We start from the raw sequence: 23,443 nt of genomic DNA, 5'->3' as shown, positions 1-23,443 counted from the left end.
GGGGGCGGCGCCTCCGCACAGGCGCCGCCCCCGAGGGTTCCCCGCCCGCCAGGGCGGGGGCTTCCACCGGTGAGGGTTGTCAGGGGGTGGTGGTCGCCCCCGCCGTGGCCGCCCGGCCGGCTTCGAGCCGGGCGACGGGGATGCGGAACGGTGAGCAGGACACGTAGTCCAGGCCCACCTCATGGAAGAAGTGCACCGACTCGGGGTCGCCGCCGTGTTCGCCGCAGACGCCGAGCTTGAGGTCGGGGCGTGCTGCCCGGCCAGCGGTCACGGCGGCCCTGACCAGCGAGCCGACTCCGTCGGCGTCGATGGTCTCGAACGGGGAGACTCCGAAGATGCCCTTCTCCAAGTAGGCGGTGAAGAAGCTCGCCTCGACGTCGTCGCGGGAGAATCCCCAGACCGTCTGGGTGAGGTCGTTGGTGCCGAAGGAGAAGAAGTCGGCGGACTCGGCGATCTGACCGGCCGTCAAGGCGGCGCGCGGCAGCTCGATCATCGTGCCGAGGGGGATGGACAGGGACACGTCGTGGGCGCGCTCGACCTCGGCGATCACGGCCTCGGCCTCGTCGCGGACGATCTCCAGCTCCTGCACGGTGCCGACCAGCGGGATCATGATCTCGGGGCGCGGGTTGCCGCCGGCGGCCCGGCGCCGGGCGGCGGCCTCGGCGATGGCGCGGACCTGCATGGTGAAAAGGCCCGGGACGACCAGGCCGAGGCGTACGCCGCGCAGGCCGAGCATCGGGTTCTGCTCGTGCAGCCGCCGGACGGCGGTCAGCAGGTGGGTGTCGCGCTCGTCGTGGTCGAGGGCGACGCGGACCGAGAGCTCGGTGAGGTCGGGGAGGAACTCGTGGAGCGGCGGGTCGAGCAGCCGGACGGTGACGGGCAGGCCGTCCATCGCCTCGAACAGCTCGGTGAAGTCGCCGCGTTGGAGGGGAAGGAGCGCGTCCAGCGCGGCGGAGCGCTCGCCTTCGCTCTCGGCGAGGATCAACCGCTCGACGAGCTCGCGGCGTTCGCCGAGGAACATGTGCTCGGTGCGGCACAGGCCGACGCCCTCGGCGCCGAACCGGCGTGCGCGGGCGGCGTCTTCCGCGGTGTCGGCGTTGGCGCGCACGCCCAGGTGGCGTTCCCGGTCGGCGAGGGTCATCAGCCGGTGGACGGCGGAGACCAGGTCGTCGGAGTCGGGGGCCGCGGTGCCCTCGAAGTACTCGACGACGGAGGAGGGCACGACGGCGACCTCGCCGGCGTAGACGCGGCCGACCGAGCCGTCGATGGAGATCACGTCGCCCTCGGTGACGACCGTGCCGTCGGCGGTGGTGAGGCGGCGGGCCGCCACGTCGACGGTGAGTTCCTCGGCGCCGCAGACGCAGGTCTTGCCCATGCCGCGGGCGACGACGGCGGCGTGCGAGGTCTTGCCGCCGCGTGAGGTGAGGATGCCCTGGGCGGCGATCATGCCGTCGAGGTCGTCGGGGTTGGTCTCGCGGCGCACCAGGATGACGCGCTCGCCGGCCGCGGCGCGGGCGACGGCGGTGGCGGAGTCGAAGACGGCGGCGCCGACGGCGGCGCCCGGGGAGGCGGCGATGCCGGTGGCGATGGGCTCGGGCGCGGACTCGGTGGTGAACCGGGGGAACATCAGCTGCGCCAACTGCCCGCCGCTGACGCGGCGCAGCGCCTCGCGCTCGTCGATCAGGCCCTGGTCGAGGAGTTGGACGGCGATGCGGAACGCGGCGGCCGCGGTCCGCTTGCCGACGCGGGTCTGCAGCATCCACAGCCGGCCGCGCTCGATGGTGAACTCGATGTCGCAGAGGTCGAGGTAGTGGTTCTCCAACACCTCCATGATGCGGAGGAGTTCCGCGTAGGAGGCGGGGTCGAGGCGTTCGAGTTCGGCGAGCGGCACGGTGTTGCGGATGCCGGCGACGACGTCCTCGCCCTGCGCGTTGGGCAGGTAGTCGCCGTACACGCCCTGGTGGCCGCTGGCCGGGTCGCGGGTGAAGGCGACGCCGGTGCCGGAGTCGGGGCCGAGGTTGCCGAAGACCATGGCGCAGACGCTGACGGCGGTGCCGAGGTCGTGCGGGATGCGCTCCTGACGGCGGTAGAGGCCGGCGCGTTCGCCGTTCCACGACGCGAAGACGGCGCGGATGGCGAGGTCCATCTGCTCGCGCGGGTCCTGGGGGAAGGCGCGGCCGGTGGCGGCGACCACGATCTCCTTGAAGTCCCGTACGAGGTCCTTGAGTTGGTCGGCGGTGAGTTCGACGTCGGTGGCCACCCCGGCGGCGGCGCGGGCGGCGTCGATGCGCTCCTCGAACCGGTCGCCCTGGATGCCGAGCACGGTCCTGCCGAACATCTGGATGAGCCGGCGGTAGGAGTCCCAGGCGAACCGTTCGTCGCCGGCCTGGGCGGCCAGGGCGCTCACCGACTCGTCGGAGAGGCCGATGTTGAGGACGGTGTCCATCATGCCGGGCATGGAGAACTTGGCCCCCGAGCGCACGGAGACCAGCAGCGGGTCGTCCCCCCGCCCGAGCCGCCTGCCCATGCGGCGCTCCAGGGCGTCGAGGTGCGCACTCACCTCGTCGTGGAGCGTGGCCGGCTCGCTGCCGGTGAGGAGGTAGGCCCGGCAGGCGTCGGTGGTGATGGTGAAGCCGGGTGGTACCGGGAGGCCGAGCCTGGTCATCTCGGCGAGGTTGGCGCCCTTGCCGCCGAGCAGGTCCTTGAGGTCCTTGTTGCCCTCGGTGAAGTCGTAGACGTACTTCGCCGTGGTGGCGGGGGCTATGGGGGGAGGGTTGATGAGGGATGGGGTTCGCGTATCCGGCACGGGACTCGACTCCTCGTGAACGGCTGCCCTGACAGCGGGAGGTTACCCCGCCAACCGCTCATCTGAGCGTTCCATTCATCATTCGTGGCAGGCATCACGCGCACGAACGGGCTATTTCCACCCTAAGCCGCCCAACGCGCCGGGGCGCGGGGAAGCGTCAGCGCCCCGAGCGGGGGAAGGGGAGAGGGCCGCGGCCCCGGATCAGCAGGCGGCCGCCAGCCGGCGGTCGGCCTCGGCCGGCGCGTACAGCGACTCGACGACCATGGCCGCCGCGCCCACCAGCCCCGCGCGGTCGCCGAGCCGGGAGGTCACCACCCGCAGGTCGGCGGTGGTGCGCGGCATCGCGCGTTGGTAGAGGAGCTCGCGGACGCCGGTCAGGAACGGCGGGCCGGCCAGGTCGCCCGCGATCATCAGGACTCCCGGGTTGAGCAGCGTCACCACCGTGGCCAGCACCTCGCCGACCAGCCGGCCCGCCTCGCGGGCCAGCCGTACCGCGTCCGGCTGGCCGATGGAGAGCTGGTCGCGGACGCCGGACCCGGAGGCCGTGGGTATGCCGGCCGCCGTCAACTGCTCCGCCAGGGCGCGACCGCTGGCCACGGCGGCCAGGCAGCCGTAGGAGCCGCAGCGGCACAGCGCGTGCGCGTACTCGCTGAGCCTGATGTGGCCTATGTCACCCGCGGCGCCGTCTATCCCCCGGTACATCTCGCCGCCGGCCACCACCCCGGCGCCGATGCCCGTGGAGACCTTGACCAACAGGAACGCCGCGCAGTCCGGATAGCCGTGGCGCTGCTCGGCGTAGGCCATGAGGTTGGCGTCGTTCTCCATCAGCACGGGTATCCCGGCGTCGCCACCGCAGTGCTCGGCGAACGCGCGCCGCATCCGCTCCCGGATCGGGTAGCGGTCCCAGCCCGGCATGATCGGCGGCTGGACGACGAGGCCGGCGGCCGCGTCGACCGGGCCCGGCACCGACAGGCCGATGCCGCACACCGACGAGGCCGGCACCGCCGTCTTCTCCAGCAGCGTCGCGAACCAGTGGCCGAGCCGGTCGAGCACCTCGTCGGGACCCTGGTTGATCAGCAGCGAACCCGAGTGCTCGGCGAGCAGCCCGCCCGCCAGGTCCAGCACGGCGACCCGCGCGTGCCGCGTCTCCAGGTCGGCGCAGAGCACCACCGCGTGCGAGGCGTCGAACTCGATGCGCACCGCGGGGCGCCCACCGGTCGGGGCCTCCACCGGATCGCCGGCGGTCTCCCTGATCCAGCCGGCGCCGAAGAGCTGGTCGAGCCGATGGCCGACCGTCGATCGGGAAAGGCCGGTGATCCGCTGGAGCTCGCCGCGCGTGGTCGCCTGCCCACCGCGGATCAACCCCAGCAGGTGCCCGGCGCTCGCCTGGTTCGTCACACCGCTCTGCCTTCCCCGTGACTGATTTCTCACCCCCCTTTAGCTTGTGAAGTAGATATTACAGCGGTACTTTTGCGTGTTAAGTAGACGTAACTCTGCGGTACCTTCGACAAAACAAGTGGTGCGGCCGCGCTGCGGCAGCAAAAGCCAGAGCCCTTCGGAGCCCACGTGGAACGCGCTGATCTGCCCCCCGGCCTCCCCTCGATCGCATACAACGGCGCGCGCGGCGTTCTCTCCCGCAACTGGACCGGCTCGTCCACGGTGCCCTCGCGAGCGCTCTACCCGCACCAGTGGAGCTGGGACTCGGCGTTCATCGCCATCGGACTGCGGCACCTCTCCCCCACCCGCGCCCAGCGCGAGCTCGAGACGCTGCTGTCCGCGCAGTGGGCCGACGGCCGCGTCCCGCACATCGTGTTCAACCCGGCCGTCCCCCTCACGGCCTACTTCCCCAGTCCCGACTTCTGGCGCTCCTCCACCGCCGGGGACAAGGCGGGGGCGCCCGCGGCCGTCGAGACCTCCGGCATCGTGCAGCCGCCCGTCCACGCCCTCGCCGCCTGGCTGGTCCACCAGGCCGATCCCGCCGCGTCCGCGCGGCGGGGTTTCCTGCACCGCGTCTACCCCCGGCTCGTCGCCTGGCAGCGGTACCTCACCGACCGCCGCGACCTCGGCGGCCGCGGCCTCGCGTCAATCCTGCACCCCTGGGAGTCCGGCATGGACAACAGTCCGTGTTGGGACCCGCCGCTCGCCAGGATCGCGCCCGTCGCCGCCGACACGTTCCACCGCGCCGACCTCGACCACGGCTGCCCCGCCGACCGCCCCACCGACCTCGACTACGGCCGCTACGTGCGGCTCGCCGAGACCTACCGCGACCGTGGCTACGCGGACGACGCCGACACGCACCCCTTCGCCGTCGAGGACCCCGCGCTCAACGCCCTGCTGATCGTCTCCGAGCACGCGCTGGCCCGGATCGCCACCGCCGTCGGCGCCGACCCGGCCGACCACCTGGTCCGCGCCGAGGAGCTCACCACCAGCATGCTGAAGCGCCTGTGGAACCCGGACGCCGGCATGTTCCTCTGCCACGACGTGATCGCCGGCGAGCCCATCCCCGAGCGCGGCGTCAGCGGCCTCATCCCGCTGATCGTCCCCGAGCTGCCGGAGGACGTCGCCGACACGCTGGTGCGCACCGCCGTCGGCGAGCACTTCGGCCTCGGCGGCGCCTGCCGCCTCGCCCCCAGCTACGACCTGACGGGCGCGTCGTTCGACCCCGCGCGCTACTGGCGCGGCCCCGCCTGGTTCAACATCAACTGGCTGCTGGAGCGCGGTCTGCGCCAGCACGGCGCGACGGAGCGGGCCGACGCGTTGCGGGCCGAGGCCCTGAGCGCCGCCACCGCCACCGGCTTCGCCGAGTACGTCGACCCGTTCACCGGCGAGGCGCGCGGCAGCCAGGACTTCAGCTGGACGGCCGCCCTCACCGTCGATCTGCTCATCGAACCGCTCGCCGAACCGCTCACCGAACCGCTCGTGGCCCAGGAGGCGTCGTCGCATGGGTGACGTCCCTCCCGCCCGGGGACACCGAAGACATCCCACAGACCTCAGGGGATCGCAGTGCTCACAACGCACCACTGCCTGCTCGTCCGGGACGGCACCTTCGCCGCGGTCGGGCCGTCCGGGGACATCACCGGCGAACGCGGCGCCTGGCCGGACGGCCTCTTCGCCCGCGACGCACGCCACCTGAGCCGCTGGCAGCTCACCGTCGACGGCGGCACCCCGACCGTCCTGGTGCCCGCGACCGCCGGCCGGGGCGCCACGGCCAGCTCCGTCTCGACGCCGCCCGGCGGCCGGGCCGACACGCCCGCGCTGACGGTCTTCCGCGAGCAGACGGTGCGGGCCGGCGGGCTCAGCGAGCGGATCAGGATCGGCAGCAACCGCGGCGAGCCCACGACCGCCGTGCTGGCGCTGACCGTCGACGCCGACTTCGCCGACCAGTTCGAGCTGCGCTCCGACCACCGCTGGTACGAGAAGCCACACGCCGTGCGCACCAGGGAACTCCGCCCGGACGGCGTCGAGTTCGGCTACCGGCGGCGCGAGTGGCACGCCCGCACCGTCGTCACCGCGTCGCCCGCGCCCGACGCGGTGGAGGAAACCGGCAGCGGAGCCCGGCGGTTACGCTGGCGGATCGAGCTGCCGGCCCACGGCAGCACCGAGTTGGCGCTCCGGGTGGACGCCCACCCGCACGGCGCGCCCGAGCCCGACCCCGTCCTCCCCACACCGGCCGGGGAGTTGGGCACCGGCGGCACCGCCGGCGTGCCGATCCCCGAAGACTGGCCCGAGTTGGCGACCGCCTGCGAGCAGGGCCTCGCCGACCTCGCCTGCCTCCTCGTCCCGGCCACCGGCCCGGACGGCGAGGCGCTGCGGGTGCCGGCGGCCGGCGTGCCGTGGTTCCTGACCCTGCTCGGCCGGCACGCGCTCGTCACCTCGCTGTTCACCCTGCACGCCAGGCCGGAACTGGCCGCCGCCACCCTGCTGGTGCTGGCCGCCACCCAGGCGACCGACGCGGACCCGGAACGGATCGCCGAGCCCGGCAAGATCGTCCACGAACTGCGCCACGGGGAGCTCGCCCACTTCGAACAGGTGCCGTACGGCCGCTACTTCGGCGCGGTCGACTCGACACCGCTGTTCCTCATGCTGCTCGGCGCGCACGCGGAGACCACGGGCGAGGAGAAACTGGCCCGCCGCCTCGAACGGCATGCCAGGGCCGCCGTCGAGTGGATGTTCCAGCACGGCGGGCTCGCCGACGGCGGCTACCTCGTCTACCACGCCGACCAGGGCGGGCTCGCCAACCAGAGCTGGAAGGACTCGCCGGGCTCCATCTGCCACGCGGACGGCACCCCGGTCAAGGGCGAGATCACGGCCGCCGTCGCCCAGGGCTACGCCTACGCGGCGCTCCGCGGGACGGCCGGGCTCGCCCGCACCGCCTGGGACGACGCGCCCTACGCCGACCTGCTCGACGACGCGGCCGAGGGGCTGCGGGCCCGCTTCGCCCGCGACTTCTGGCTGCCGGACCGGGACTTCCCCGCCCTGGCACTGGACGGCGCCGGCCGACGCGTCGACGCGCTCGCCTCGGACGCCGGCCACCTGCTCTGGACCGGCATCCTCGACCGGGAACGCGGCCGCGCCGTGGGCCGCCGCCTGCTGGCCCCTGACTTCTTCACCGGCTGGGGCATCCGCACGCTCGCCGCCGACCAGGCGGCCTACCACCCGCTCTCGTACCACCGGGGCTGCGTCTGGCCCCACGACAGCGCGATCGCGGCGCTCGGCCTCGCACGGTACGGACTGCGGGTGGAGGCGGAGACGGTCGCCCGCGGCATACTCGACCTGGCCGCGGCCACGTCCTTCCGCCTCCCGGAGGCGGTCGCCGGCTACCCGCGCGACCGGCATCCGGCGCCGATCCCCTACCCCCACGCGTGCACGCCACAGGCGTGGGCGGCGGCGACGCCGTTCGCGCTGACCTCAGCGCTGCGGCCTGCCGGCCTGAGCGGTCCGAAGGTCCCGTAACCCACGCGGCGCGCCCCTCGCGCTCCGCGCGGGGTGGGGTGCGGGGGCGCGCCGTGCGGCGCGCGGCCTGCGGCGGCCCGGCCGCCGGGTGCCGCCGTGGCGCTGCGCGCCGGGTTTTGCCCCACCCACCCGCCCTTTCCCACGCTGCGCGCGGGGTGGGGCGGGGTGGCCGCTCCGCGCGGGGCGGGCCGAACCGCGCTGCGCGCGGTGAGCGGTACGGCGGGGCCGGGTCCCGCGGCGGCTGCGCCGCCGGGCCACGCGACCCTGCCGCGCGAGGCCACCTGCCCAGGGGCAGGTGGGCACGGCACGGCCAACGCCGAGCGCGCAGCGGAACCTCAACCGCCCGAGGTCGCGGATTCCGCCTCGCAGCTCACGGCCGACGCGTCCCACGGGTCGGCGAGCCAGCCGTCCGGCAGTGCGACGCGGTTCTTCGCCGAGGTGCGGCCGCGTGGGCCGTCCGCGCCGGCGGGCCACGGCTGGTCGAGGTCCAACTCACCCAGCAGGTCGGAGAGTTCGGCGAGCGAGGCCGTGACGGCCAGCCGGTTGCGCAGGGTCGCGCCGACGGAGAAGCCCTTGGTGTACCAGGCGACGTGCTTGCGGAAGTCGATGACGCCACGCGACTCGTCGCCCAACCACTCGCCCAGCAGCCGCGCGTGCCGCAGCATCACGTCGGCGACCTCGCGGAGCGTGGGACGGGCCGGCGGGCCGCCCGTGCCGTCGGCCGCGAGCGCGCCGACGAGGTCGGCGAAGAGCCACGGCCGGCCCAGGCAGCCGCGGCCGACGACCACGCCGTCGCAGCCGGTCTCGCGCATCATCCGCACCGCGTCGTCCGCCGACCAGATGTCGCCGTTGCCCAGCACCGGGATCTCCGGCACCGCCTCCTTGAGCCTGGCGATCGCCGACCAGTCGGCCGTGCCGCCGTAGTGCTGGGCGGCCGTCCTACCGTGCAGGGCGATGGCGGTCACGCCCTCCTCGACCGCGATCCGGCCCGCGTCCAGGTAGGTGAGGTGCTCGTCGTCGATGCCCTTGCGCATCTTCATCGTGACCGGGAGGCCGCCCGCGTTGCCGACCGCGGCGCGCAGGATGGCCCGCAGCAGCGGGCGCTTGTACGGCAGCGCGGAACCGCCGCCGCGCCGGGTGACCTTGGGGACGGGGCAGCCGAAGTTGAGGTCGACGTGGTCGGCCAGGTCCTCGTCGGCGATCATGCGGACCGCCCGGCCGACCGTCTCGGGGTCGACGCCGTAGAGCTGGATAGAGCGCGGCTTCTCCGAGTCGTCGAAGTGGATGAGCCGCATGGTCTTGTCGTTGCGCTCCACCAGCGCCCGGCTGGTGATCATCTCGCTGACGAAAAGCCCGCGCCCGCCGGCGAACTCGCGGCACAGCGAACGGAAGGGCGCGTTGGTGATCCCGGCCATGGGCGCGAGCACCACGGGCGGGTCCACCGTGTGCGGGCCGATCTGGAGCGTCATCCCGCCATTCTCCCGCATCAGCGGACCGCCCCCTCGCCGGTGACCAGGGCGTGGAGGCGGTGCAGGCGCTCGCGGGACTCCTCGTCGGCGGGGACGTAGGCGACGAGCCGGGCGCCGCTCTGCGGTGCCAGCCACAGCCGGGTGCCGTCCAGGTGGAGCAGCCCGACGTGGTCGTTGCGGAACCGCTTGACCTTGGGGCTCACGCCCTGCAGCACCTCATGCCGCTCCCACAGCTCGCGGAACTCGGGCGACTCGCGCTGGAGCCGCTTGAGCATGGCCTTCCAGGCGGGTTCCGCGATGTGCTCGGCCATGGCGGCCCGGAAGTTGGCGGCCATCAGCCGGATCGTCTCGTCCCGGTCGACCAGCGTCGAGTACCAGCCGGGGTTGGTGAACGCCAGCCACATGCAGTTGTGGTCCTCCGGCGGGAGGGCGTCCAGGTCGCACAGCAGCCGCCCGTAGACGCGGTTGTAGGCGAGGAGGTCGTAGCGGCCGTTCTGCACGCAGGCCGGGATGGGTTCGAGTTGGCGCAGCATCTCGCGGAGCGCGGGCGGGACGGTGTCGGGCTCGGTGCCCGGCATGGGGTCGGGGACGCCGGCGAGGGTGTAGAGGTGGGCGCGCTCGTTGGCGTCCAGCAGCAGGGTGCGGGCGATGGCGTCCAGCACGCTGGCCGAGACCTGGATGTCGCGGGCCTGTTCCAACCACGTGTACCAGGTGACGCCGACGCTGGAGAGCTGGGCGACCTCCTCGCGGCGCAGCCCGGGCGTGCGGCGGCGCCTGCCCCGGGAGAGTCCGACCCGCTCGGGGGCGATCCGCTCGCGGCGGCTGCGCAGGAAGGCGGCGAGCTCGCGGCGGCGGACGCTGGAGTCGTTCGCCGGCGCCGAGGGGACGGGGGCCTGCGTGGTGTCCTGGGCGGTGGCCATGGTCCCAGGATGCCACCGGCCGAGACCGTTTCCAGTTAGTGCCGATACCAGGATAAGGAGGCTCTGGTACCTGCCTGGGGGCGGGCGCAGCCTGGGTGGCGTGACGCAACCCACGACAACACGACGACCCCCGGCACGCCCCGCGGCGACCCCGACGGCGGCGCGGGCGGGCTCGCTCAGCACCCTCGGCCTCCTCACCGTGCTGCTCGGCACCGCCCTGCCGCAGCTCGACTTCTTCATCGTCAACGTCGCCCTGCCGACGATCGACCGCGACCTGGACGCGGGCCCGGCGCTGCTTGAGCTGGTGGTGGCCGGCTATGGCGTCGGGTACGCCGTGCTGCTGGTGCTCGGCGGCCGGCTCGGGGACACCTTCGGCCGGCGCCGGCTCTTCGTGGTCGGGCTGGCCGGTTTCGGCCTGACCTCGCTGGCCTGCGGGCTGGCGCCCAACGCCTGGTCCCTGGTGGCGGCGCGGGTCGCGCAGGCGGCGACGGCGGCGCTGATGGCTCCGCAGACGCTGGCCACCATCCAGGCCACCATGACGGGCGAGCGGCGGGCGCGGGCGCTGAGCGTCTTCGGCGCCGCGGCCGGGCTCGCCATGGTGTCCGGCCAGATCCTGGGCGGTCTTCTGGTCTGGGCCGACCTGGCCGGCACCGGCTGGCGGCTGGTCTTCCTGGTCAACGTGCCGGTGGTGGTGGTCGGTCTCTGGCTCGCGCGGCGGCTGCCGGAGACCAGGTCACCGCGACCGGCGTCGGTGGACGTGCCGGGCACGCTGCTGCTCGCCGCGGCGCTGCTGGCGCTGCTGCTGCCGTTGACCGAGGGGCGGGCCACCGGGTGGCCGCTGTGGACCTGGGTGTCACTGGCGGTGGCGCCGGCCGCGGCGGTGGCGTTCTACGTGGTGGAGCGGCGGGCCGAGCGGTCGGGGACCAGGGTGCCCCTGCTGCCGCCGAGCCTGCTGCGCCTGGTGGGGATGCGGCGCGCGCTGCCGCCGCTCGCGCTGTGCGTGGGCGGCTTCTGCGGCTTCCTGTTCGCGACGGCGGTGGCCTTCCAGGACGGTCTCGCCTTCAGCCCGGTGCGTGCGGGCCTGACGCTGGCGCCGTACGCGACGGCGTTCCTGGTGGCCTCGCTGCTGGGGCCGCGGCTGGCGGGGCGGCACGGCGGCCGGCGCCTGGTGGCGACGGGGGCCGCGGTCCAGGCGGTGGGCATCGGCGCGCTGGCGCTGACCGTGTGGGCCGGCTGGCCGGAGCTCGGATTCCTCGCGCTGGCGCCCGGGCTGCTGGTGTCCGGCTTCGGGCAGGGGCTGCAGATGCCCACGCTGATGCGGCTCGTGCTGACCGATGTGCCGGCCGAGCGGGCGGGCGTCGCGGGCGGGGTGCTGACGACGGCCTCGCAGTCCGGGGGCGCGCTCGGCGTGGCGCTGCTCGGCGCGCTGTTCCTGGCGCTGGTGGACTCGGCGGGGATGGGGGACGCGCTGGCCATGACGCTGGGCGCCCAGTTGGCGGCGGCGCTGGCGGTGCTCGCGCTCAGCACGCGACTGCCGAACGGGTGACAGATATTGAAATCTGTCACCCGATAGGTCATCCTCGTCCTATGACACCTCCTCCCTCCCCCTCCGCTTCGACGCTTCCGGTCCGCCGTCTCGGGACGGCGGGCCCGGAGGTCTCCGCGCTCGGCCTCGGCTGCATGGGCATGTCCGCGCTCTACGGGCCCGCCGACCGGGACGAGTCGATCGCCACCATCCACGCCGCCCTCGACGCCGGCATCACCCTGCTCGACACCGGCGACTTCTACGGCATGGGCCACAACGAGCTGCTGATCGGCGAGGCGCTGCGCACCGCGCCGGCCGCGGCCCGCGAGCGGGCGCTGACCAGCGTGAAGTTCGGCGCGCTGCGCGCGGTCGAGGGCGACTTCCTCGGCTACGACGGCCGGCCGGCGGCGGTGAAGAACTTCGCCGCCTACTCGCTCCAGCGGCTCGGCCTCGACCACATCGACGTCTACCGGATCGCCCGCGTCGACCCGGCCGTGCCCATCGAGGAGACGGTGGGCGCGATCAGCGAGCTGGTGGACGCGGGGCACGTGCGGTACATCGGCCTGTCGGAGGCCGGCGCCGACACCGTCCGCCGGGCCGCCGCCACGGCGCCCATCGCGGACCTGCAGATCGAGTACTCGCTGATCTCGCGCGGCATCGAGCGCGAGATCCTGCCGACGCTCCGGGAGCTCGGCATCGGCGTCACCGCCTACGGCGTGCTGTCCCGTGGGCTGATCAGCGGGCACTGGACGGCGGACCGTGGCACGGCCGCCAACGACTTCCGCAGCCGCAGCCCGCGCTTCAGCGGCGAGAACCTGAAGCACAACCTGGGGCTGGTGGAGACGCTGCGGGAGATCGCGAACGACCACGGGGTGAGCGTCGCCCAGTTGGCCATCGCCTGGGTGCTGGCCCGCGGCGAGGACATCGTGCCGCTGGTCGGGGCCCGCACCAGGGAGCGGCTCGGTGAGGCGCTGGGGGCGCCTGCCGTTACCCTCGACGCGGACGATCTGGCCGCGATCGAGCGGGCCGTGCCGGCGGACGCCGCCCGCGGCGAGCGGTACGACGCGGCGCAGATGGCCATGTTGGACAGCGAGAAGTAGCGGGCGAGGGCCATGCGGATGCGGGGGACGACGGGATGACCGAGGCGCTGACCCCCGAGCGCATCCTGGCGGCGACCGAGGACGTGCTGCGGCGCTACGGGCCGGCGAAGGCCACCGTGGTGGACGTGGCGCGGGCCCTCGGCGTCAGCCATGGCTCGGTCTACCGGCACTTCCGCACCAAGACGGCGCTGCGCGAGGCGGTCACCAAGCGCTGGCTCGACCACACCACGACCCTGTTGGAGCCGCTGGCCGCTGGCCCCGGGCCGGCGGCGCGGCGGATGGCCGACTGGCTCACCGTGCTGTTCCACGCCAAGCGGCGGAAGGCGTTCGACGATCCGGAGCTGTTCGCCACCTACCAGGTGCTGGTCGCCGAGGTGAGCGGGGTGGTGGCCGAGCACGTGGCGGAGCTGGTCGGCCAGCTCACGCGGATCGTCGAGGACGGCAGGGCCGAGGGCGTCTTCGCGCCGGGCCCGCCGGACGCCCGTACGCTGGCCCGCGCCGTCTTCCAGGCCACGTACCCCTTTCACAAGCCCTCCTACGCCGCCGACTGGGCCCGCCCGACCGCCGAGGCGGACTTCACGGCCCTCCGCGACCTCGTCGTCCGGGGCTGTCAGTAGTCGCCCATACACTGTGCGTACTACTGGATAAGCCGCCGAAGGAGGCGCATCATGACGATGATGATGGAGCGACCCCAACCCATACAGCCCACTGGTGAACCAGGTTTCGAGGAGCTGTGCCAGACACTGGAAACGATGGACGTGCCCGTCGGCTTCCGGGCGGAAATCATCAGGGGTGGGATCGTCTTGTCGCCGTGGTCTCAGGGCTTCTATCTCAACATCATGGATTCCCTGGCCGACCAGCTCGCCCCGCACGCCCCAAAGGGCCACCGGGTCAGCCAAGCGCCCTGCCTCTATGAGTTCCCCCATCAGTCACGAGCGTTCGGCCCTGACGTTCACGTAGCCGATCGGGAGGCCGTCGAGCTTGCCAGCTCACGCCTACCCGGCGACGCGCTGTCGTTGGTCGCCGAGCTGACCTCCCGAGCCACCGCGGACAATGACCGCCGGGACAAGGTGGAGCGCTACGGAATGGCCGGGATCCCGGTATACATCCTGGTCGACATGCTGCTGGCCAAGGTGGTGGTGTTCTCCTCACCCACCGCGAACGGGTACAAGGCGCAGGACGAGATCAAGTTCGGCGAAACGATCCACGTTCCGGCTCCGTTCGACTGCGAGTTGGACACATCCGACTGGAAGGCCAAGCCATAACCACGGGTGGCGCGGGCCAGGGCCCGCGCCACCAGCACGGCAGAGCGAACGTCAGCAGCCGATGAGGCGGCCGGCCAGGTAGGACTCGACCTGGTCGAGGGAGACGCGCTCCTGCTTCATGGAGTCACGCTCCCGCACCGTGACGGCGTTGTCCTCGAGGGTGTCGAAGTCGACGGTGACGCAGAAGGGGGTGCCGATCTCGTCCTGGCGGCGGTAGCGGCGGCCGATCGCGCCGGCGTCGTCGAACTCGATGTTCCAGTGCCTGCGCAGCGCCGTGGCCAGGTCCTTGGCCTTCGGGGAGAGCTGCGGGTTGCGGGAGAGCGGGAGGACCGCGACCTTGACGGGGGCGAGGCGGGGGTCGAGGGCCATGACGACCCGCTTCTCCATCTTGCCCTTGGCGTTGGGGGCCTCGTCCTCGCGGTAGGCGTCGAGCATGAAGGCCAGCATGGTGCGGCCGACGCCGGCGGCCGGCTCGATGACGTAGGGGGTCCAGCGCTCGCCGGCCTCCTGGTCGAAGTAGCTCAGGTCCTGACCGGATGCCTTGGAGTGGGAGGTGAGGTCGTAGTCGGTGCGGTTGGCGACGCCCTCCAGCTCACCCCACTCGGAGCCGCCGAACTGGAAGCGGTACTCGATGTCGGCGGTGCGCTTGGAGTAGTGGGAGAGCTTCTCCTTGGGGTGCTCGTACCAGCGCATGTTCTCCTCGGAGAGGCCGAGGTCGCGGTACCAGTTCCAGCGCTGCTCCATCCAGTAGCCGTGCCAGTGCTCGTCCTCGCCGGGCTTGACGAAGAACTCCATCTCCATCTGCTCGAACTCGCGCGTGCGGAAGATGAAGTTGCCGGGGGTGATCTCGTTCCGGAAGGACTTGCCCATCTGCGCGATGCCGAAGGGCGGCTTGCGGCGCGAGGTCTGCTGCACCTGGGCGAAGTTGGTGAAGATGCCCTGGGCGGTCTCGGGGCGCAGGTAGGCGACCGAGCCGGTGTCCTGGGTGGGGCCGAGGTGGGTGGCGAGCAGCCCGGAGAACTGCTTGGGCTCGGTGAAGCCGCCCTTGTTGCCGCAGTTGGGGCAGTTGATGTCGGCTAGGCCGTTGGCCGGAACGTGCCCGTGCTTCTCCTCGTACGCCTCTTCCAGGTGGTCGGCGCGGAAGCGCTTGTGGCAGGAGGTGCACTCGGTCAGCGGGTCGGTGAAGGTGGCGACGTGGCCCGACGCCTCCCAGACCTCGGTGGCGAGGATGACCGAGGAGTCGATGCCCACGACGTCGTCGCGCGAGGTGACCATGGCCCGCCACCACTGCCGCTTGACGTTCTCCTTCAGTTCGACGCCCAGGGGTCCGTAGTCCCAGGCGGCGCGCTGACCGCCGTAGATCTCGCTGCAGGGATAGACGAAGCCACGGCGCTTGCTGAGGCTGACGATGGTGTCGATCTTGTCGGCGGCCACGGTGCTCTCTTCGGGACGAAGGACGAGATGGAATTGCCTCAGGTTACCGGCCGTCGAGGGGGCGGCAGCAAATCGGTAAGGGGCTGGGGAAGAAGGGCGGCTCGGGCCCGGCGGTGCGGGCGAGGCGACGGTCACATCCCGGCATCTTCAGTTGACAATGGTTTCCATAAAACTTGAAAATGGCTGTCATGACCGTAAGTCCTCGCGCCCGCCGTTCCCGTTCCCGAATATCCCGAATGCCGCTGGCCGGCGTCGCGGCCCTGGGTCTGCTGGCGTTGTCCGCCTGCGGCTCGGGTGACGACGGCGGGGGCGGGGGCGGTGAGGGCGGCGGCCTCGACGTGGTCGCGTCGTTCTATCCCATGGAGTTCCTGGCCGAGCGCATCGGCGGCGAGCACGTCTCCGTCTCCACCCTCACCGAGCCGGGCGTCGAGCCGCACGATCTCGACCTGAGCCCCCGGGAGACCGCGCGGCTCAGCGAGGCCGACCTGGTGGTCTACCTCCAGGGCCTCCAGCCGGCCGTCGACGAGGCCGTCGAGCAGTCGGGCGTCGAGCACGTCGCCGAGGCCACCTCCTTCACCACGCTCGAGACCCACGGGGACGAGGTGGACGGCGAGGACCACGCCGACGAGGGGCACGAGGAGGAGGGGCACGCCGAGGAGGGCGACGGGCACGACCACGAGCACGAGGGCGGCGACCCGCACATCTGGCTCGACCCGGTGCGCTACGCCGAGGTGGCCGAGGGCGTCGGCGACGCGCTGGCCGAGGCCGACCCGGACCACGCCGCCGACTACGCCCGGAACACCGAGCAGCTCGTCGGGGAACTCCAGGCCCTGGACGAGGAGTTCGCCGCCGGTCTGCAGGACGCCCCGTCCCGGACCTTCATCACCACGCACGCCGCCTTCGGCTACCTCGCCGAGCGCTACGAGCTGCACGAGGAGGCCATCACGGGGATCGACCCCGAGTCCGAGCCCAGCGCCGCCCGGATGCGCGACCTCCAGGAGATCGCCCGCGAGGACGGGGTGACCACGGTGTTCTTCGAGACGCTGGTCAGCGACGAGACGGCACGCACCCTCGCCGACGACCTCGGGCTCGAAACGGCCGTGCTGGATCCGGTCGAGGGAATCACCGACGACTCCCCCGGCGCTGACTACCTCGAGGTGATGCGCGCCAACCTCGCGGCCCTCCAACAGGCACTGGGCGCGCGCTAGGAGTCGTGAAGGCCATGGAGCCCGTCATATCCCTGACCGGCGTGACCGCCGAGCTCGGCGGTCGGCCCGTGCTGCGCGGCGTCGACCTGACCGTGCGGCCCGGCGAGGTGGTGGCGCTGCTCGGCGCCAACGGCTCGGGCAAGTCCACCGCCGTGCGGGCCACCGTGGGGCAGGTGCCGGTCACCGGCGGCGAGCTGACCCTGTTCGGCACCCCCGTGCACCGCTTCCGCGACTGGCGGCGCCTCGGCTACGTGCCGCAGCGCTCCACGGCCGCCGGCGGGGTGCCCGCCACCGTGCGGGAGGTCGTCTCGTCCGGCCGGCTCGCCAGGCGCGGGCTGCGCCCGCTCGGCCGGGCCGACCGGGCCGCCGTCGACCGGGCCATCGACCTGGTGGGGCTCGCCGACCACGCCGGGGACTCGGTGGACGCGCTCTCCGGGGGCCAGCACCAGCGGGTCCTCATCGCCCGCGCGCTGGCCGGCGAGCCCGAGCTGCTGGTGATGGACGAGCCGCTGGCCGGCGTCGACCTGGCCAGCCAGGCGGTGCTGGCCGAGACGCTGCGCGGCCAGCTGGCCGGCGGGGCCGCGGTGCTGCTGGTGCTGCACGAGCTCGGACCGCTGCGGCCGCTGATCGACCGGGCGGTGGTGCTGGCGCACGGCCGGGTCGAGCGCACGGTGGACCGACCCGGTGGCAGCGGGGCGGACGGGGCGCTGCCCGAGGAGCCGGCCTGCCACACCCACGACGCCATCGACGCGCGCGGGACGTCCGCGCTCCAGACCGGGATCCTGTGATGTTCGAAGTCCTCGACTACCCCTTCATGCAGCGGGCGCTGCTCGCCGCCCTGCTGATCGGCGCGGCCGCGCCCGCCGTCGGGATCTACCTGGTGCAGCGCCGGCAGGCGCTGATGGGCGACGGCATCGGGCACGTGGCGCTGACCGGTGTGGCGCTCGGCTTCCTGTTCAACACCAACCCGGTGTGGATGGCGGTGGCCGTCTCGGCCGTCGGCGCGGTCGGCATGGAGCTGCTGCGCTCGTCGGGGCGGGCGCGCGGGGACATCGCGCTCGCCATGCTCTTCTACGGCGGCATGGCCGGCGGCGTGATGATCATCAACCTGGCGCCTGGCGGCTCGACCGCCAACCTCACCTCCTACCTGTGGGGCTCGGTCACCACCGTCTCGCCCGAGGACATCACCGCCATCCTGTGGCTCTCGGCCTTCGTGCTGCTGATCTCGCTGGGGCTGCGCCGCCAGCTGTTCGCGGTCTGCCAGGACGAGGAGTTCGCGCGGGTGACCGGGCTGCCGGTGCGGGCGCTCAACCTGCTGCTGGCCGTGACCGCGGCCGCCACCGTGACGGTGGCCATGCGGGTGGTGGGGCTGCTGCTGGTCAGCGCGCTGATGGTGATCCCGGTGGTGGCCGCCCAGCAGGCCACCAGGGGCTTCGCGGTGACGCTCGGGGCGGCGATCGGCTTCGGCGTGCTGGTGTCGGTGTCCGGCACGGTCACCTCGTACTACGCCGACGTGCCGCCCGGCGCCACCATCGTGCTGATCGCGCTCGGCCTGTTCGCGCTGGCCTCGCTGCTCGCGTTGCCGCTGGCCAGGAGGCGCGCCCGGCGCGCACTCCCCGCGCAGGCGCCGGCGCCGGCGACCGTGCCGGCCGCCCGTCCGTGAGCCCCGGCAAAGCGGCTACCCTGGCCACGCAGGACCGGTGAGGGCAGCAGCACGCCGACCCAGGGAGGACTCGTGGAGACGTCAGGACCGCCGGTGCGTGGCCGTTCGACGCGTCAGCGGGCGGCCGTCGCCGCCGCGCTCGCGGAGGTCGACGAGTTCCGCAGCGCCCAGGAGCTGCACGACATGCTCAAGCACCGGGGCGCCTCCGTCGGTCTCACCACCGTCTACCGCACCCTCCAGTCGCTCGCCGACGCGGGCGAGGTCGACGTCCTGCGCACCAGCGACGGCGAGTCCGTCTACCGCCGGTGCAGCACCGACGACCACCACCACCATCTGGTGTGCAGGTCCTGCGGCAAGGCCGTGGAGGTGGAGGGCCCGGCGGTGGAGAAGTGGGCGGACACCGTCGCGCAGGAGCACGGCTTCGTCGACGTCCGCCACACCGTGGAGATCTTCGGCACCTGCGGCGACTGCGCCGCCGCGCGGTCGCGCGGCGGCGCCTCCCAGGCGGCTCGCGGGTAGCGAGCCCGGCCGGGAGCCGTCAGGGCTGGGCCCCGACGGCGTCGAGTCGATGCGCGTAGAGCACGCGCCCGCAGGGAGTGCTGTTGCGGCACGAGGGGTCGTCGATGTCGGCGCGGTGCTCGGAGACCGACCACAGGCGGGGCGGGTTCCCGGTGGTCGCGCCGTGTTCGAGGTAGAGGTCCTCCGGGCCGACGGCGGTGCGGATCTCGCCACCCTGTAGGCCGAGCCGGCCGCCGGTGACGGTGGCCCGCCACAGGCTGCCGTTGCTGTAGCGGTGGCTCTGGTTGACGTAGTACCGGCCCTCGTACCGTGCCACGCCCTGCGCCTGGTGCACGGGCAGGAACCAGGTCGAGCCGGCCGTGGCCGGCACGGTGCCCGAGCGGCGTTCGAGTTCGGCGATCGGCCAGGCGCCGACGCGCCCGGTCGACGGCTGCGCGGTGGTGGTCGAGCAGTACTCCCCCACCACCAGGTGGTCGACGCCGCTGCGGTCGAGGGAGAGGTACGACGCCTTGGGGGCGCCGACGTCGTAGCAGGCCGAGCCGTCGTTGTACTGGGTGGCGGTGTACCGCCAGGTGGCCACCTGCGGCATCACGTAGCGGTAGCCGTGGCCGTACCAGACGTTGTTCTGCCGCCCGACCCGCCGGCCGTCCCCCACATCGCTGCTGAGGCCGTCCGGGGTGGGGTCGTCGGTGGCGGCGTCCTGGTCGGGGTTGAGGTCGAAGACGTACCGCATGTCGAAGACGCGGATGCCGTTGTAGGTGTCGGCGACATAGAGGTAGTTGCCGTACCAGACGATGCCGCCGGCGTGGATGCCGGTCTGGCCGCCGCTGGAGTGGATGGGCTCGTAGGTGATGTTCCCGCCGGAGTCGTAGTACGGCCACACCAGCAGGACGTGCCGGTAGGTGCCGGCGGCGGGGTCCGCGAAGGTGACCCGGACGCCCTTCTCGAAGCAGAGCCCGGAGGTCGAGGCCGAGCAGTTGCCCGCCGCGTCGCGCCCGGGGTTGTAGCTGTCGTACCAGCCGGTCAGGAGCGTCCCGGTGGCGGTTCCCCACGCCTCGTCCTGCTGGGCGTCGGAGACCCCGGTCAGCCCCTGGGGTATCCACTCCTGGCCGAGTGAGTCGTCCTCGTCGAAGCAGCGGACGGTGTCCGGCTCCAGCGGCGGCTTGGGGGTCGGGTCGCTCGGCGAGGTCGCGTCTCCGCCGCCGAACGGGTCGGCGCACTCACCGCCACCGCCGAGGTCGCGGTTGGCCTGGGCCAGCAGGTTCTGCACGCCCTGCCGGGGCAGCGAGGCGGTCAGGTCGGCTATGCGCCCGCTGAGGTCGCTGCCCGCGGTGAGCGTGAACTCGCCGGCGGGCGCCGGGGCGCCCGCGCCGGGGAAGGCCTGCGCGGCCAGCTCACGTTGGCGTGGGCCGAGAGTGCCGGCCTCGGCCAGCGGCTCCTGGGTCTGCCATCGCTCGCCGCCGGGCGCGGGCTCGTGGGCGGGCGCCGCGGCGGCGGGCGCCGGGCCCGTGAGGAGCACGCCGAGCGGCAGGATCAGGGTCGCGGTCAGCACGGCCCCCGCGCCGCGCAGCCCTCGTCTTCGTAACCATCGTCGCGTCAAGGCTCGCCTCTCGAAGGCATCGTCGAGTAAGGACGACCTCAGCGTGACATGTACACAATAGAAACAGAAGGCCCACCGGGCCCGGTGTCACCGCGCCTGGGCGGGAACCTCGTTGGGCAGGGCGCCACCGAACCGCCGGTCCCGCGAGGCGTACTCCACGCACGCGTCCCACAGGTTGCGCCGGTCGAAGTCCGGCCAGAGCACGTCCTGGTAGACCATCTCCGCGTAGGCGCTCTGCCAGATCAGGTAGTTCGACGTGCGCTGCTCGCCCGACGGCCGCAGGAACAGGTCCACGTCCGGCATGTCGGGGAAGTACAGGTACTGGCCGAGCGTGCGCTCGTTGACCTTCTCCGGCGATATCCGGCCGGCCCGCACGTCCTCCGCGAGCCGGGCGGCCGCGTCCGCGATCTCGGCGCGCCCGCCGTAGTTGACGCACATGTAGAGCGTCATCGCGTCATTGTCCCTGGTGCGCTCCTCGGCGTCCTGGAGCTTACGGACCACCGACTTCCACAGCCGCGGCTCGCGCCCCGCCCACCTGATGCGCACGCCGAGCGCGTCGAGCTCCTCGGTGCGGCGGTCGATGACGTCCCGGTTGAAGCCCATCAGGAACCGCACCTCCTCCGGGGAGCGCTTCCAGTTCTCCGTGGAGAAGGCGTACAGCGACAGGTTGCGGACGCCCAGCTCCAGGCAGCCCTTGACCACGTCGAGGACGACCGCCTCGCCCCGCTTGTGCCCCTCGGTACGAGGCAGACCGCGCTGCTTGGCCCAACGGCCGTTCCCGTCCATCACCACGGCCACGTGCCGCGGGATCAGCTCGCCCGGCAGCTTGGGCGGCTGGGCGCCGGACGGGTGCGGGTCGGGGGCGCGGTACTCGCGACGCCGCCTGGACGACAGGATTCCGCGGGCAGCCATAGGGGACTCCGTAACGTCGGTGCGTTCCTGGCAGCCGAGGGTATCGCCGCTCAGCCCTTCTCCACGAATCTCAGCGAGCGCAGTCCCCGCTCCAGATGCCAGTGCAGATAGGCCGAGACGAGCCCGCTGCCCTCCCGCACGTGGCGGGCCTCGGCGCGGTCGGCCGTCTCCCAGTCCCCGGTGAGCAGCGCCCCGAGCAGCCGCAGCGCCTCGGGCGAGGGCACCACGCTGCCCGGCACCCGGCAGTCGCCGCACACCGCGCCCCCGGCGGCGAGCGAGAAGAACCGATTCGGCCCGGGGAGGCCGCACTTGGCGCAGTCCTCGAAGCTCGGCGCGTAGCCGCCGACCGCCAGCGAGCGGAGCAGGAAGGCGTCGAGCACGAGCCCGGGGGCGTGCGCCCCGGCGGCCAGCGTACGCAGGCCGCCGACCAGCAGCAGGTACTGCTGGACGTTGGGCTCGCCCTCGTGGTCGGTGAACCGCTCCGCCGTCTCCAGCATCGCCGTGCCCGCCGTGTAGCGGGCGTAGTCGGACACGATGTGCCGGCCGTAGGGGGCGATGGTCTCGGCCTGGGTGCACAGCGGCAGCGAGCGGCCGACCAGCGCGCTACCCCGCGCGTAGAACTGCACGTCGACGTGCGAGAAGGGCTCCAGGCGCGCGCCGAACTTCGACTTGGTACGGCGCACGCCCCGCGCGACCGCGCGCACCCGGCCCTGCCCCCGGGTGAGCAGGGTGATGATCCGGTCCGCCTCGCCCAGCTTCTGGGTGCGCAGCACGATGCCGTCGTCGCGGAACAGGCTCATGCCGCCATTCTGGCCCACCGGCCGGGCGCCGCCGCCGTGCGGGGGCGCCCGGCTTCCCGGATCGTGGGAGCTGTGAAACCCGACGGGCCCGGCTCCCCCTCCCGGTGGCGCGGCCGGTCCCTGTTCACCGACGAACCGGCGTTGCGGATCGGGCGCTGGGACGTGTCCTGGCTGCTGCCCGCGGCGCTGCTGGTGATCATCGCGGCCGCCGACTGGAACGCCTCCGGCGACTTCCGGGTGGTGTCCTGGCTCGCGATCGTGCCGATCGTGGCGTCGGCCACCGGCGGGATGACGACCACGGTGATCTTCGCGGTGCTCGCCCCGACGGCCTATGTGCTGCTCGACCTGTCCTGGGAGCACCAGAACCAGATGGGCCCGGGCGACTTCGCGCTGGTGGTGGCGGGTGGCGCGCTCGGCGTGGGCTCCCGCTGGCTGCGCGGCCGCGCCTACCGGCACCTGACGAGCGTGGAGAACGCGGCCGAGGCGACGCGGCTCGCGGTGCTGCGGCCGATCCCGCCGACGGCCGGCGGGCTGCGGACGGCCAGCGCCTACCTCGCGGCCGACAGCGCCGCCCAGGTCGGCGGCGACTTCTTCGACGTCCAGCCGTCGCCCTACGGCGCCCGGGTGCTGCTGGGCGACGTGCAGGGCAAGGGCACCTCGGCGGTGGACGCGGCGGCCGCGCTGCTCGGCACGTTCCGGGAGGCCGGGTACCAGGAGCGGCTGCTGGCCACGGTGGCGGAACGGCTTGAGGACCGGATGCGGCGGGAGAACGCGTACGCGGCGGGGTTCGGCCAGCGGGAGGACCGGTTCGCCACGGCGGTGCTCGTGGGGTTCCCCGCGGTCGACACGGGCTGGGTGGAACTGGTGAACTTCGGCCACGCCGGGCCGCTGGCCATCGGCGGGGACGGCGTCCGGCAGCTGCCCGAGGGTAGTGGCGCGCCGCTCGGCCTGACCGCGCTCGCCGACACGGGCGGCGCGGAGGCGCCGTCGGTCGGGCTGCCGCCGGTGCTGCGGGTGCCGTTCGAGCGGGGCGAGACGTTGTTGCTGGTCACGGACGGGGTGACGGAGGCCCGCGACCGGTCCGGCGAGTTCCTGCCGCTGGCGGACCACCTGGCGGCGCGGATCACCGAGGCGGCGGCATCGCCGGACCGCCTGGTGGCGCTCGTGGAACGGGCGGTGCGGAGGCACACGGGCGGGACGCTGGCCGACGATACCGCCGTCCTGGCGGTCCGCCGCGCCTGATGTCCGGACGGGGGGTTCTCCCCCACC

19 protein-coding genes are annotated in these 23,443 nt (G+C 73.2%); 11 read left to right on the top strand and 8 right to left on the bottom strand.

Annotation, left to right across the window (positions count from 1 at the left end; translation table 11 throughout):
* Positions 1-79 precede the first annotated feature (79 nt).
* Together ppdK and RNC47_RS25940 are read right to left on the bottom strand one after the other, a co-directional pair.
* On the bottom strand, positions 80-2,779 hold the full coding sequence (gene ppdK, locus RNC47_RS25945) for a pyruvate, phosphate dikinase (protein WP_394814883.1): 2,700 nt from the start codon (positions 2,777-2,779) through the stop codon (positions 80-82).
* Between the two features lie 228 nt (positions 2,780-3,007).
* Complete coding sequence (locus RNC47_RS25940; RefSeq protein ID WP_311602052.1) at positions 3,008-4,204, bottom strand: ROK family transcriptional regulator; 1,197 nt, start codon at positions 4,202-4,204, stop codon at positions 3,008-3,010.
* A gap of 168 nt (positions 4,205-4,372) precedes the next feature.
* On the opposite strand from RNC47_RS25940, the gene RNC47_RS25935 reads away from it, so the two are divergent.
* Together RNC47_RS25935 and RNC47_RS25930 are read left to right on the top strand one after the other, a co-directional pair.
* Positions 4,373-5,755, top strand: coding sequence for an MGH1-like glycoside hydrolase domain-containing protein (locus RNC47_RS25935; RefSeq protein WP_394814881.1), 1,383 nt, complete (start codon positions 4,373-4,375; stop codon positions 5,753-5,755).
* A gap of 54 nt (positions 5,756-5,809) precedes the next feature.
* Positions 5,810-7,759, top strand: coding sequence for an amylo-alpha-1,6-glucosidase (locus RNC47_RS25930; RefSeq protein ID WP_311602050.1), 1,950 nt, complete (start codon positions 5,810-5,812; stop codon positions 7,757-7,759).
* Positions 7,760-8,094: 335 nt separating this feature from the next.
* Here the strand turns inward: RNC47_RS25930 and dusB are convergent, their stop codons facing one another.
* Both dusB and RNC47_RS25920 read right to left on the bottom strand, forming a co-directional pair.
* A complete protein-coding gene (dusB, locus tag RNC47_RS25925; protein ID WP_394814880.1) occupies positions 8,095-9,246 on the bottom strand; it encodes a tRNA dihydrouridine synthase DusB in 1,152 nt (383 codons plus the stop codon).
* Positions 9,246-10,148, bottom strand: a complete 903-nt coding sequence (locus tag RNC47_RS25920) for a helix-turn-helix transcriptional regulator (protein WP_311602046.1) — start codon at positions 10,146-10,148, stop codon at positions 9,246-9,248. The genes dusB and RNC47_RS25920 overlap by 1 nt, the downstream gene beginning before the upstream one ends.
* 100 nt (positions 10,149-10,248) lie before the next feature.
* On the opposite strand from RNC47_RS25920, the gene RNC47_RS25915 reads away from it, so the two are divergent.
* Genes RNC47_RS25915 through RNC47_RS25900 form a run of 4 tightly spaced genes read left to right on the top strand, consistent with a single transcriptional unit; the run spans position 10,249 to position 14,038 of the window.
* Entirely contained in the window at positions 10,249-11,694 is a 1,446-nt protein-coding gene (locus RNC47_RS25915) for an MFS transporter (RefSeq protein WP_394814879.1), read from the top strand.
* Between the two features lie 41 nt (positions 11,695-11,735).
* Entirely contained in the window at positions 11,736-12,773 is a 1,038-nt protein-coding gene (locus RNC47_RS25910) for an aldo/keto reductase (RefSeq protein WP_311602045.1), read from the top strand.
* 35 nt (positions 12,774-12,808) lie between these two features.
* Positions 12,809-13,390 carry a TetR family transcriptional regulator gene (locus RNC47_RS25905; RefSeq protein WP_311602043.1) on the top strand — a complete coding sequence of 194 codons (582 nt, stop codon included), beginning with the start codon at positions 12,809-12,811 and terminating at the stop codon, positions 13,388-13,390.
* Positions 13,391-13,441: 51 nt separating this feature from the next.
* Positions 13,442-14,038 (top strand): Uma2 family endonuclease, encoded by a 597-nt coding sequence (locus RNC47_RS25900; RefSeq protein ID WP_311602041.1) that lies wholly within the window; start codon positions 13,442-13,444, stop codon positions 14,036-14,038.
* Positions 14,039-14,089: 51 nt separating this feature from the next.
* Here RNC47_RS25900 and RNC47_RS25895 read toward each other — a convergent pair whose 3' ends face one another.
* Positions 14,090-15,472, bottom strand: a complete 1,383-nt coding sequence (locus RNC47_RS25895; RefSeq protein ID WP_311602040.1) for a glycine--tRNA ligase — start codon at positions 15,470-15,472, stop codon at positions 14,090-14,092.
* Between the two features lie 179 nt (positions 15,473-15,651).
* Here RNC47_RS25895 and RNC47_RS25890 point away from each other — a divergent pair, with 179 nt between their 5' ends.
* From RNC47_RS25890 to RNC47_RS25875, 4 genes are all read left to right on the top strand, one after another.
* On the top strand, positions 15,652-16,680 hold the full coding sequence (locus RNC47_RS25890; protein WP_394814878.1) for a metal ABC transporter substrate-binding protein: 1,029 nt from the start codon (positions 15,652-15,654) through the stop codon (positions 16,678-16,680).
* A 14-nt stretch (positions 16,681-16,694) separates the two neighbouring features.
* A complete protein-coding gene (locus tag RNC47_RS25885) occupies positions 16,695-17,468 on the top strand; it encodes a metal ABC transporter ATP-binding protein (protein WP_311602038.1) in 774 nt (257 codons plus the stop codon).
* Positions 17,468-18,343 carry a metal ABC transporter permease gene (locus RNC47_RS25880; RefSeq protein ID WP_311602037.1) on the top strand — a complete coding sequence of 292 codons (876 nt, stop codon included), beginning with the start codon at positions 17,468-17,470 and terminating at the stop codon, positions 18,341-18,343. Before RNC47_RS25885 ends, RNC47_RS25880 begins: the two co-directional genes overlap by 1 nt.
* A 72-nt stretch (positions 18,344-18,415) precedes the next feature.
* On the top strand, positions 18,416-18,862 hold the full coding sequence (locus RNC47_RS25875) for a Fur family transcriptional regulator (protein WP_311602035.1): 447 nt from the start codon (positions 18,416-18,418) through the stop codon (positions 18,860-18,862).
* Between the two features lie 19 nt (positions 18,863-18,881).
* On the opposite strand, the gene RNC47_RS25870 is transcribed toward RNC47_RS25875, so the two are convergent.
* The 3 genes from RNC47_RS25870 to recO form a co-directional block, all read right to left on the bottom strand.
* Complete coding sequence (locus tag RNC47_RS25870) at positions 18,882-20,414, bottom strand: hypothetical protein (protein WP_311602034.1); 1,533 nt, start codon at positions 20,412-20,414, stop codon at positions 18,882-18,884.
* Between the two features lie 135 nt (positions 20,415-20,549).
* On the bottom strand, positions 20,550-21,374 hold the full coding sequence (locus tag RNC47_RS25865) for an isoprenyl transferase (RefSeq protein ID WP_311602033.1): 825 nt from the start codon (positions 21,372-21,374) through the stop codon (positions 20,550-20,552).
* A 50-nt stretch (positions 21,375-21,424) separates the two neighbouring features.
* Positions 21,425-22,174 carry a DNA repair protein RecO gene (recO, locus tag RNC47_RS25860; RefSeq protein ID WP_311602032.1) on the bottom strand — a complete coding sequence of 250 codons (750 nt, stop codon included), beginning with the start codon at positions 22,172-22,174 and terminating at the stop codon, positions 21,425-21,427.
* A 72-nt stretch (positions 22,175-22,246) separates the two neighbouring features.
* Here recO and RNC47_RS25855 point away from each other — a divergent pair, with 72 nt between their 5' ends.
* Entirely contained in the window at positions 22,247-23,416 is a 1,170-nt protein-coding gene (locus RNC47_RS25855) for a PP2C family protein-serine/threonine phosphatase (RefSeq protein ID WP_311602030.1), read from the top strand.
* The last annotated feature ends 27 nt before the right edge of the window (positions 23,417-23,443 follow it).

It is taken from the genome of Streptomyces millisiae (assembly GCF_031845425.1).
GTDB lineage: Bacteria > Actinomycetota > Actinomycetes > Streptomycetales > Streptomycetaceae > Streptomyces > Streptomyces millisiae.
Note: the sequence above shows the minus strand (reverse complement) of the source record. Positions and strands in the feature narration are given on the sequence as shown.

Coding starts and splice junctions, on each gene's coding strand:
- dusB (WP_394814880.1), bottom strand. CDS start 9,246: ATGCGGGAGAATGGCGGGATGACGCTCCAGATCGGCCCGCACACGGTG.
- RNC47_RS25920 (WP_311602046.1), bottom strand. CDS start 10,148: ATGGCCACCGCCCAGGACACCACGCAGGCCCCCGTCCCCTCGGCGCCG.
- RNC47_RS25910 (WP_311602045.1), top strand. CDS start 11,736: ATGACACCTCCTCCCTCCCCCTCCGCTTCGACGCTTCCGGTCCGCCGT.
- RNC47_RS25905 (WP_311602043.1), top strand. CDS start 12,809: ATGACCGAGGCGCTGACCCCCGAGCGCATCCTGGCGGCGACCGAGGAC.
- RNC47_RS25900 (WP_311602041.1), top strand. CDS start 13,442: ATGACGATGATGATGGAGCGACCCCAACCCATACAGCCCACTGGTGAA.
- RNC47_RS25890 (WP_394814878.1), top strand. CDS start 15,652: ATGGCTGTCATGACCGTAAGTCCTCGCGCCCGCCGTTCCCGTTCCCGA.
- RNC47_RS25885 (WP_311602038.1), top strand. CDS start 16,695: ATGGAGCCCGTCATATCCCTGACCGGCGTGACCGCCGAGCTCGGCGGT.
- RNC47_RS25880 (WP_311602037.1), top strand. CDS start 17,468: ATGTTCGAAGTCCTCGACTACCCCTTCATGCAGCGGGCGCTGCTCGCC.
- RNC47_RS25865 (WP_311602033.1), bottom strand. CDS start 21,374: ATGGCTGCCCGCGGAATCCTGTCGTCCAGGCGGCGTCGCGAGTACCGC.
- recO (WP_311602032.1), bottom strand. CDS start 22,174: ATGAGCCTGTTCCGCGACGACGGCATCGTGCTGCGCACCCAGAAGCTG.